The organism is Bradyrhizobium sp. Rc3b (genome assembly GCF_900114915.1).
GTDB lineage: Bacteria > Pseudomonadota > Alphaproteobacteria > Rhizobiales > Xanthobacteraceae > Bradyrhizobium.
In genome coordinates this window covers 43478-53487 of the sequence record NZ_FOUS01000026.1, presented here as the reverse complement: position 1 = coordinate 53487, position 10010 = coordinate 43478, and the positions used below count along the sequence as shown (strand labels likewise).

At 58.0% G+C, this 10010-nt stretch carries 7 protein-coding genes and 1 pseudogene; all 8 read left to right on the top strand.

Annotated features, from left to right (window positions below; translation table 11 throughout):
• Nucleotides 1–24 precede the first annotated feature (24 nt).
• Complete coding sequence (gene sufB / locus BM190_RS37885; RefSeq protein WP_092262855.1) at nucleotides 25–1521, top strand: Fe-S cluster assembly protein SufB; 1497 nt, start codon at nucleotides 25–27, stop codon at nucleotides 1519–1521.
• 66 nt (nucleotides 1522–1587) lie between these two features.
• Nucleotides 1588–2340, top strand: coding sequence for a Fe-S cluster assembly ATPase SufC (gene sufC, locus BM190_RS37880; protein WP_177237528.1), 753 nt, complete (start codon nucleotides 1588–1590; stop codon nucleotides 2338–2340).
• A 19-nt stretch (nucleotides 2341–2359) separates the two neighbouring features.
• The gene (sufD, locus tag BM190_RS37875) at nucleotides 2360–3682 is read left to right on the top strand and encodes a Fe-S cluster assembly protein SufD (protein ID WP_092262851.1); all 1323 of its coding nucleotides are present in this window, start codon (nucleotides 2360–2362) and stop codon (nucleotides 3680–3682) included.
• Nucleotides 3679–4520: pseudogene (locus BM190_RS37870) on the top strand (aminotransferase class V-fold PLP-dependent enzyme). The gene sufD and the pseudogene BM190_RS37870 overlap by 4 nt, the downstream one beginning before the upstream one ends.
• Before the next feature lie 2 nt (nucleotides 4521–4522).
• Nucleotides 4523–4672, top strand: coding sequence for an aminotransferase class V-fold PLP-dependent enzyme (locus BM190_RS42010; protein ID WP_244550889.1), 150 nt, complete (start codon nucleotides 4523–4525; stop codon nucleotides 4670–4672).
• 461 nt (nucleotides 4673–5133) lie between these two features.
• The gene (gene nifD, locus BM190_RS37865) at nucleotides 5134–6636 is read left to right on the top strand and encodes a nitrogenase molybdenum-iron protein alpha chain (RefSeq protein ID WP_092262848.1); all 1503 of its coding nucleotides are present in this window, start codon (nucleotides 5134–5136) and stop codon (nucleotides 6634–6636) included.
• A 66-nt stretch (nucleotides 6637–6702) separates the two neighbouring features.
• Nucleotides 6703–8259, top strand: a complete 1557-nt coding sequence (gene nifK, locus BM190_RS37860; RefSeq protein WP_092262845.1) for a nitrogenase molybdenum-iron protein subunit beta — start codon at nucleotides 6703–6705, stop codon at nucleotides 8257–8259.
• 99 nt (nucleotides 8260–8358) lie between these two features.
• The gene (nifE, locus tag BM190_RS37855; protein WP_092262842.1) at nucleotides 8359–10005 is read left to right on the top strand and encodes a nitrogenase iron-molybdenum cofactor biosynthesis protein NifE; all 1647 of its coding nucleotides are present in this window, start codon (nucleotides 8359–8361) and stop codon (nucleotides 10003–10005) included.
• Nucleotides 10006–10010: the final 5 nt, after the last annotated feature.

Below are 10010 nucleotides of genomic sequence, written 5' to 3'. Positions count from 1 at the left end.
GTCGTTGTGCCACTGGAGCGGGCAATGGTAGCCGTGCAAGAGACGGTCGAGCGCGTGAAGCGCATCGACGTCGACCAGTATCGTTATGGGTTTGAGACCCTGATCGACTCCGAGAAGGCCCCCAAGGGGCTTTCGGAAGAGATCGTAAAATTCATCTCGCAGAAGAAGGACGAACCCGACTGGATGCTCCAGTGGCGGCTCGAGGCCTATCGGCGCTGGCTGACCATGACCGAGCCGACCTGGGCGCGCGTCGATTATCCCAAGATCGACTTCCAGGACCTCTATTACTACGCGGCGCCGAAGCCGAAGAAGACGGTCACCTCGCTGGACGAGATCGATCCGGAGATCCTGAAGACCTACGAGAAGCTCGGCATTCCCTTGCGGGAAGTTGCCATGCTCGAAGGTGTCGAGCCGAAGGTCGGTGAGGAAGATCCGGCGCGCCGCAAGATCGCGGTCGATGCTGTCTTCGATTCGGTTTCGGTTGCGACCACGTTCAAGGCGGAGCTGAAGAAGGCCGGCGTGATCTTTATGCCGATCTCGGAAGCGATCCGCGAGCATCCTGAATTGGTGCAGAAATATCTGGGCTCGGTGGTTCCGACCTCGGACAATTTCTACGCGACACTGAACTCGGCGGTGTTCTCCGACGGCTCGTTCGTCTACGTGCCGCCGGGCGTGCGCTGCCCGATGGAGCTGTCGACCTATTTCCGCATCAACGAGCGCAATACCGGCCAGTTCGAGCGCACGCTGATCATCGCCGACAAGGGCGCCTACGTCTCCTATCTCGAGGGCTGCACCGCGCCGCAGCGCGATGAGAACCAGCTCCACGCCGCCGTGGTCGAGCTCGTCGCGCATGACGACGCCGAGATCAAATATTCGACGGTGCAGAACTGGTACCCCGGCAATTCGGAAGGCAAGGGCGGCATCTACAATTTCGTCACCAAGCGTGGCGACTGCCGCGGCAACCGTTCGAAGATCTCCTGGACCCAGGTCGAAACGGGTTCGGCGATCACCTGGAAATATCCGAGCTGCATTCTCCGCGGTGACAATTCGAGCGGCGAGTTCTACTCGATCGCGATCTCGAACGGCTTCCAGCAGGTCGATTCGGGCACCAAGATGATTCATCTCGGCAAGAACACGTCGAGCCGGATCATCTCCAAGGGCATCGCGGCCGGCAAGTCGCAGAACACCTATCGCGGCCTCGTCACCGCGCACCGGAAAGCGACCGGCGCGCGCAACTTCACCGCCTGCGACTCGCTGCTGATCGGCGATAAGTGCGGCGCGCACACCGTGCCGTACATCGAGGCCAAGAACTCCTCGGCGACGTTCGAGCACGAAGCGACGACCTCGAAAATCTCCGAGGACGTGCTGTTTTACTGCATCCAGCGCGGGCTCAGCCAGGAAGAAGCGGTCGGCCTCGTCGTCAACGGCTTCGTCAAGCAAGTTCTGCAAAAGCTGCCGATGGAGTTCGCGGTGGAAGCGCAGAAGCTAATCTCGATCTCGCTCGACGGATCTGTCGGATAAACAACCCCCTCGCGAGCCAGCTCGAATGCGGCTCGCCGGATGATGCATTTCAGGGATCAGATCAGAATGGCGCTACTCGAAATCCACGATTTGCATGTTCGTGTCGAAAACCGCGAAATCATCCGGGGCCTGCATCTTAACGTCAATGCGGGTGAGGTGCACGCGATCATGGGGCCGAACGGCTCCGGCAAATCGACGCTCTCGCACGTCATCGCAGGCAAGCCGGGCTATGAGATCACCGGCGGACAAGTCCTGTTCAGGGGCGAGAACCTCTTGAGGATGGAGCCAAATGAACGCGCCGCCAAGGGCGTGTTCCTGGCGTTCCAGTATCCGGTCGATATCCCCGGCGTGACCACCATGAACTTCTTGCGGGCGGCGCTGAACGCCCAGCGCAAGGCCCGCGACCAGCGCGAATTCTCCACCCCCGAGTTCCTGAAAAGAGTCCGCGAGGTGGCCGGTTCGCTCAAAATTCCCCACGACATGATCAAGCGCGGCGTCAATGTCGGCTTCTCCGGCGGCGAGAAGAAGCGCAACGAAATTTTGCAGATGGCATTATTGGAGCCGAGTCTGTGCATCCTTGACGAGATCGATTCCGGCCTGGACATCGACGCGCTGCGTATCGTCGCCAGCGGCATCAATGCCTTGCGTTCGCCGGCACGAGCGATGATCCTGATCACCCACTATCGGCGGCTTCTCGACCATATCGTGCCGGACATTGTGCACGTGATGTCAAAAGGGCGGGTCAGGAAGAGCGGGGGCAAGGAACTCGCGCTGGAGCTGGAGGCTTGTGGCTACGCCCAATTTGAAGACGCTGCCTGACGGGCCGAGGGATTCCCCGATGAAGCAGGTTTTGGCCAAAGCCGACGCCGAACGTGCAACGGACGATATTTTCGCCGAGGCACGTGGACGGCTGCCTGGTGCAGGCCCTGTCCCCCAAATCCGGGCGCGGGCATTTGACGTCTACAAACGTGCCGGCCTCCCGCATCGAGGCATGGAAGACTGGAAATACACAGATCTGCGCGCTCTGATCGGCGAGGTGCTGCCACTCGCTCCGCAACCAGACGCGCAAGCGCTGGCGCGCGCAAAGGTGTCGGCCAAGCAAGTGGCTGCCGATCAGGCAGTCAAACTGGTTTTGGTGGACGGCATGTTCGCGCCGGAGCTATCCGATCTCGGCAGGCTGGAAACTGAAGTCGTTGTGCGCTCGCTGCGAGAGGTTCTGGAGACTCCGGCCGCTGTGGCCATGGCCGGTCTGCTGCTGTCGACGACGAGCGATTCGGCGATCTCGCTCAATGCCGCAATGGCGACAGATGGCCTGGTGATTACGGTCGCCGACGGAAATGCGGTGAAGCGTCCAATTCAAATCGTTCACGTCGCAACCGGACTGTCGGTATCCACCTATACACGCTCTTATCTCCAGCTTGGTAAAGGAGCGCATGCGGCCATCCTGGAAAGTTTCGTCCCGGCTGAAGGCGCGAGCGGCTATCAAGCCAACGATGCGATAATCGCCCTAGTTGGCGAAGAGGCACGCCTTTCGCATATCCGCGTGGCGGCCGCTGCCTCTGACGCCGTGAACATCTCGTCGGCAATCATGGCAGTCGGCGCCAGGGCTAAGCTCGACCTCTTCACCATGACCTGCAGCGGCTCCATCAGCCGCTATCAGGGATTCATCACGCTGGCTGGCGAGGGAACCAAGCTCTCGGCGAATGGAGTTAATCTCGTCAGAGACGAGCTTCACGCCGACACAAAGATCGTGGTCGACCACGCCGTGCCACATTGCAACAGCCGGGAGAAGTTCCGCGCGGTCATCGACGATTGCGGCCGCTCGGTATTTCAGGGCCGAATTCTCGTTCGTCCCGCGGCGCGGAAGACGGACGCCACTCTGACGACGCGAGCGTTGCTGCTATCCGACCAGGCCGAGGCCGACAACAAGCCCGAACTCGAAATCTTGGCTGACGACGTGGCCTGCCGCCACGGAGCGACATCGGGTGCGCTGGACGACGCTCTCGTATTTTATCTGCGCGCTCGGGGGCTATCCGAGAAGGATGCGCGGATATTGCTGATTAAAGCATTCATTGGCGAGCCGATTGAGGAGATCACGTCCCAGAATCTGCGCGATTTTGTAACGGCGCAAGCTGAACACTGGCTGCAGGCGAGGCGATGAGTGCACATCCCGCCGTGAGCAATGGAAGTTACGATGTCAACCGTCTGCGTACGGACTTTCCTGCACTCGCCATGAGGGTGCACGGCGAGCCGCTTGTTTACCTCGATAACGCTGCATCCGCGCAAAAACCCACCGCGGTGCTTGACCGTATGATGCAGGTGTACGCGAGCGAATACGCGAACGTTCATCGCGGCTTGCACTATCTCGCTAAGCGGCCACCGAGGCGTATGAAGGCGCCCGTACCAAGGTGGCGCGTTTTGTGAACGCGCGTTTGAACGAAGAGATCATCTTTACCCGGAGCGCCACAGAGGCAATCAATCTCGTCGCCCAGACTTTTGGCCGCGAACGCATTACGCCGGGTGATGAGATCGTTCTCTCGATAATGGAACACCACTCCAACATTGTGCCATGGCACCTTCTCAGGGAACGCCTCGGTGCAGTGATCAAAGGGGCGTCGGTGATGATGGCGGAATCTTCTTGCTCGACGAGTTTGAGCGACTGCTGACCCCCGCGCGCCAAGATGGTTGCAATCACACAAATGTCGAACGTGCTCGGCACGGTATTACCCGTGAAAGACGTGGTGAGGATCGCGCATGCCCGTGGTATCCCGGTGCTGGTCGACGGATCGCAAGGATGCGTCCAGCGCAGACGTCTGCGACATTGATTGCGATTTCTACGTCATGACGGGCCATAAACTCTTGGTCCGACTGGGATCGGTGTGCTTTACGGCAAGTTTGAGCATCTCGAATCCATATCGCCCTTCAACGGCGGCGGGGAGATGATCCGCGAGGTGCGCATGCGCATGATATTGCCACCGTCATCGAGCGTGCCGGTGTAGCGGTGCGGGCCGGTACCCATCGTGCGATGCCTCTGCACAAGCGCTTCGGGGTGCTGGCAACGTGCCGTGCGTCCCTCGGACTTTACAATACACGTCAAGAGATCGATGTACTCGTGCGTGCGGTTATCAAGGCGCGGCAGCTGTTCTCCTGACGGCGAGCCTACGATGTCCAGGTGGCAAGGCAGCTCGTATTGAGATCCGGAAGATGAGCTGATGCACCTCATCGCATCGCAGCAAGTAAGCACCTGTAGCTCGCAGCAAGATGAGATAGCATTGGCAGGCCTGTGTCGGTCAGCCGTCTTGCGACCGGTGTTCCTGTGCGGCGCCTTCGGCGAGCGCGATCGCAGAATACCGCGATCTCGGACACGCTCGAGAATTGGTCGGGAAATTTCACGCATGACCAGTCCTTGTTCCATTTCGAACAGCGCCAAACCAAGAGTTCTCTGTCCAGAAGTGTGATGTCGGGTTCGCAACAAGCCCCCTGTCACCGCATGAGGCGCGCTAAGCAATTTTTATTGCTCTGTTTTTCGTGCTCAGGAGACGCTGGCATGCTGGTTGCAGAACTCTTCGTCAAGAAGCCGCCTCGCAACAGCTAACCTTTGAAGGATATCAGATGAGTCTTGCCACGACCCAGAGCATCGCAGAAATCAGGGCTCGCAACAAAGAGCTGATTGAGGAGGTGCTGAAGGTCTATCCGGAGAAAACCGCGAAACGGCGCGCAAAGCACCTCAACGTTCACCAAGCCGGCAAGTCAGATTGCGGGGTGAAGTCCAACATCAAATCCATACCTGGCGTGATGACGATCAGAGGCTGCGCCTATGCAGGGTCAAAGGGGGTGGTCTGGGGACCGATCAAGGACATGGTCCATATCAGCCATGGCCCGGTCGGCTGCGGTCAGTATTCGTGGGGCTCGCGACGCAATTATTACGTTGGCACGACGGGCATTGATAGTTTCGTGACCCTGCAGTTCACCTCTGACTTCCAGGAAAAGGATATCGTATTCGGTGGCGACAAGAAACTGATCAAAATTCTTGACGAAATCCAGGAGCTGTTTCCCCTCAACAACGGCATCACGATCCAATCGGAATGTCCGATAGGATTGATCGGTGACGACATCGAGGCCGTATCGAGAGCGAAATCCAAGGAATATGGCGGCAAGACGATTGTGCCGGTCCGCTGTGAGGGCTTTCGGGGCGTGTCGCAGTCACTAGGCCACCACATTGCCAACGACGCTGTACGCGATTGGATTTTCGACCAACTCGAGTCCGATGCCGAACCAAAGTTTGAGCCGACGCCGTACGATGTTGCGATCATCGGAGACTATAATATCGGCGGCGACGCGTGGTCATCACGAATTCTGCTGGAGGAGATGGGCTTGCGAGTGATCGCGCAGTGGTCCGGCGACGGTTCACTGGCTGAGCTTGAGGCAACGCCTAAGGCAAAGCTCAACATTCTGCATTGCTACCGTTCCATGAACTACATCTCACGCCACATGGAAGAGAAATTCGGTATCCCCTGGTGCGAGTACAACTTCTTCGGGCCCTCAAAGATCGCAGAGTCGCTGCGGAAGATTGCCGGCTATTTCGACGATAAGATTAAGGAAGGCGCCGAGCGGGTGATTGAAAAGTACCAGCCGCTGGTGAACGCCGTGATCGCGAAATATCGCCCGCGCCTTCAGGGCAAGACGGTGATGCTGTACGTCGGCGGGCTCCGTCCGCGTCATGTGATCGGCGCATACGAGGACCTCGGGATGGAAGTCATTGGCACCGGATACGAGTTCGGTCACAACGATGACTATCAGCGCACAGCTCAGCACTACGTAAAGGACAGCACGCTCATCTACGATGACGTCAATGGCTATGAATTCGAGCGCTTCGTCGAAAAGCTGCAGCCTGACCTTGTCGGGTCGGGCATCAAGGAAAAGTACGTTTTTCAAAAGATGGGTGTGCCGTTCCGGCAGATGCACTCCTGGGACTATTCGGGCCCATATCACGGCTATGACGGCTTTGCGATCTTTGCGCGCGACATGGACATGGCCGTCAACTCGCCGGTCTGGAAGAAAACGAAGGCCCCTTGGAAGGAAGCTTCGGGGCCCAAGCTCCTGGCTGCAGAATAAAACAACTCATCTCGCTCTCTGGGAAAGCCGGAGCGATACCAATCTCGATAGTGAAGGACTTCAACAATGGCGCAGAGTGCCGAACACGTGCTCGATCATCTCGAACTGTTCCGCGGTCCAGAATACCAGCAGATGCTGGCTAAGAAGAAGGTATTTGAGAACCCTCGCGATCACGCCGAGGTCGAACGTATCAAGGAATGGACGAAAACGGCTGAATATCGGGAAAAGAACTTTGCGCGAGAGGCCTTGGCGGTAAATCCGGCCAAGGCCTGTCAACCGCTTGGCGCGGTATTCGCCTCTGTTGGCTTTGAGGGAACGCTGCCCTTCGTCCACGGCTCGCAAGGCTGCGTGGCCTATTACCGCAGCCATCTTTCGCGGCACTTCAAGGAGCCTTCTTCCTGCGTCTCTTCGTCGATGACGGAAGATGCTGCCGTATTCGGCGGGCTGAACAACATGATCGACGGTCTCGCAAACAGCTATAACATGTACAAACCCAAGATGATCGCGGTCTCCACGACCTGCATGGCCGAGGTAATCGGCGATGATCTCAACGCCTTCATCAAGACATCAAAAGAGAAAGGCTCGGTTCCGGCGGACTTCGATGTGCCATTCGCCCATACGCCGGCGTTCGTCGGCAGCCACGTCACCGGTTATGACAATGCGCTCAAGGGCATTCTGGAGCATTTTTGGGACGGTAAGGCCGGAACAGCGCCGAAGCTGGAGCGCAAGCAGAACGGCGCGATCAACATCATTGGTGGGTTCGATGGCTATACCGTAGGAAATCTCCGCGAGATCAAGCGCATCTTGGCGTTGATGGGCATTCAGCACACGATTCTAGCGGATAATTCTGAAGTCTTCGATACTCCGACAGACGGCGAATTCCGGATGTATGACGGCGGGACCACGCTGGAAGATGCGGCCAACGCGGTTCACTCCAAGGCGACAATCTCCATGCAGCAGTGGTGCACCGAAAAAACGCTGCCATTCGTGGCTGAGCATGGCCAAGACGTCGTATCCTTCAACTACCCGGTAGGCTTGTCCGCAACGGATGACTTTATCGTGGCGTTGTCAGGCATTAGCGGCAAGGAGATTCCCGAGCAACTCGCGCGAGAACGTGGCCGGCTGGTCGACGCCATCGCTGACTCCAGCGCTCACATCCATGGCAAGAAGTTCGCGATCTATGGCGATCCGGATCTTTGCTATGGGTTGGCTGCGTTTCTGCTCGAACTCGGCGCCGAACCGACCCATGTTCTGTCTACCAACGGCAACAAGGCCTGGCACGAAAAAATGCAGGTGCTGCTTGCAAGCTCGCCATTTGGGCAGGGCTGCCAAGCCTATCCCGGTCGAGACCTCTGGCACATGCGCTCACTCCTGTTCACCGAGCCAGTCGATTTTCTGATTGGCAACACGTACGGCAAGTATCTGGAGCGCGATACTGGAACGCCGCTCATCCGCATCGGCTTTCCGATTTTCGATCGGCATCATCATCACCGCTCGCCCCTATGGGGCTATCAGGGCGGCCTGAATGTGCTGGTGAAGATACTGGACAAGATCTTCGATGAAATCGACAAGAAGACAAACGTTCTTGGCAAAACTGACTACAGCTTCGACATCATTCGGTGATCAGCGACCGTGGCGCGTGCCGTTGCCCAATAACCCCGACGATGGCACAAGCACACGGCCGTTGACCATGCAATTAGTTTTCGCTGAGAGGAAAAAGGGATGAGTTCACTGGCGGCCACGGTCAGGAATATTTTCGACGAGCCGGGCTGCGGCAAGAACGGCAGTAAGTCGGAGGCTGAACGCAAGAAGGGCTGCACCAACCAGCTGCAGCCGGGTAGCGCAGCCGGCGGCTGTGCTTTCGATGGCGCCAAGGTTGCGCTGCAGCCGTTCACCGATGTCGCTCACCTGGTGCATGGTCCGATCGCGTGTGAAGGTAATTCTTGGGACAATCGCGGCGCTGCGTCATCAGGCTCGAATCTGTGGCGCACCGCGTTCACAACCGATTTGAGCGAAACCGATATTGTGTTCGGAGGCGAGAAGCGGCTCTGCATAGCCATCAAGGAGATCATCGATAAATGCGACCCGCCCGCCATCTTCGTCTATCAAACTTGCATCCCGGCGATGATCGGCGATGACATCAACGCAGTCTGCAAGGCAGCATCTCAAAGGTTCGCAAAGCCGGTGATCCCGATCAATTCCCCGGGCTTCGTCGGCTCGAAGAACCTTGGCAATAAGCTCGCAGGTGAGGCGTTGCTCGAGTATGTGATCGGGACGCAAGAGCCGGACTACACTACGTCCTACGATATCAACCTGATCGGGGAGTACAACGTTTCGGGAGAGCTCTGGCAAGTGAAGCCATTGCTAGACGAGCTTGGAGTACGGATTCTCTCCTGCATCTCCGGCGATGGCAAGTATCGCGAAGTTGCCTCATCTCATCGTGCGCGGGCGGCGATGTTGGTGTGCTCAAAATCCATGATCAATGTCGCGCGCAAGATGGAGCAACGCTACGGGATCCCGTTCTTCGAGGGGTCGTTCTACGGTATTCAGGATTCGAGCGAATCGCTGCGTCAGCTTACCCGCTTATTGGTTGAACGTGGCGCGCCGACAGATCTGCTCGGGCGCACTGAAGCGGTGATCGCGCGCGAGGAATCGCGGGCTTGGGCCGCGATAGAGCCGTACAAGGCAAGATTCGAAGGCAAGAAGGCCTTGTTGATTACCGGCGGCGTCAAGTCGTGGTCGGTCGTTGCGGCACTCCAGGAAGCCGGGCTTGAGTTAGTCGGAACCAGCGTCAAGAAATCGACCAAGAAAGACAAGGAGCGCATCAAGGAGCTCATGGGGCAAGATGCACACATGATCGAGGACATGACGCCGCGAGAAATGTACAGGATGTTGAAGGACGCAAAAGCCGACATCATGCTATCGGGCGGCAAGTCGCAGTTCATAGCGCTGAAAGCGGCGATGCCCTGGCTGGACATCAACCAGGAGCGTTGCCACGCCTACATGGGCTATGTCGGGATGGTCAAGCTGGTGGAAGAAATCGACAAGTCGCTCTCCAGTCCGATGTGGGAGCAACTACGTCGACCGGCTCCATGGGAGGCGTTGGCCAAGGCGATGGAGCAGATGGGATCGCCGGTGGCGGCGATGGCCTGCGATCCGGCGCGTGCCGAAGCCGCGCGCCGCGCGAGGAAGATTTGCTTTTGTAACACCGTCGATCTGGGCACTATTGAGGATGCAATCTACGCGCACGGCCTTAGGAGCGTCGCAGCGGTCAGAGAGCATACCAACGCGATCGGTGGCTGCTGTCAAAGACGCATTGAAGGTATGTTGGTGTCTGAGCCATCTGCTATGCGACAGGCCGCAGAATAGGGAGG

What these genes read in the sequence shown, in the direction of transcription:
- sufB (WP_092262855.1), top strand. Translation starts at nt 25, where the DNA reads ATGGTAGCCGTGCAAGAGACGGTCGAGCGCGTGAAGCGCATCGACGTC.
- sufC (WP_177237528.1), top strand. Translation starts at nt 1,588, where the DNA reads ATGGCGCTACTCGAAATCCACGATTTGCATGTTCGTGTCGAAAACCGC.
- sufD (WP_092262851.1), top strand. Translation starts at nt 2,360, where the DNA reads ATGAAGCAGGTTTTGGCCAAAGCCGACGCCGAACGTGCAACGGACGAT.
- nifD (WP_092262848.1), top strand. Translation starts at nt 5,134, where the DNA reads ATGAGTCTTGCCACGACCCAGAGCATCGCAGAAATCAGGGCTCGCAAC.
- nifK (WP_092262845.1), top strand. Translation starts at nt 6,703, where the DNA reads ATGGCGCAGAGTGCCGAACACGTGCTCGATCATCTCGAACTGTTCCGC.
- nifE (WP_092262842.1), top strand. Translation starts at nt 8,359, where the DNA reads ATGAGTTCACTGGCGGCCACGGTCAGGAATATTTTCGACGAGCCGGGC.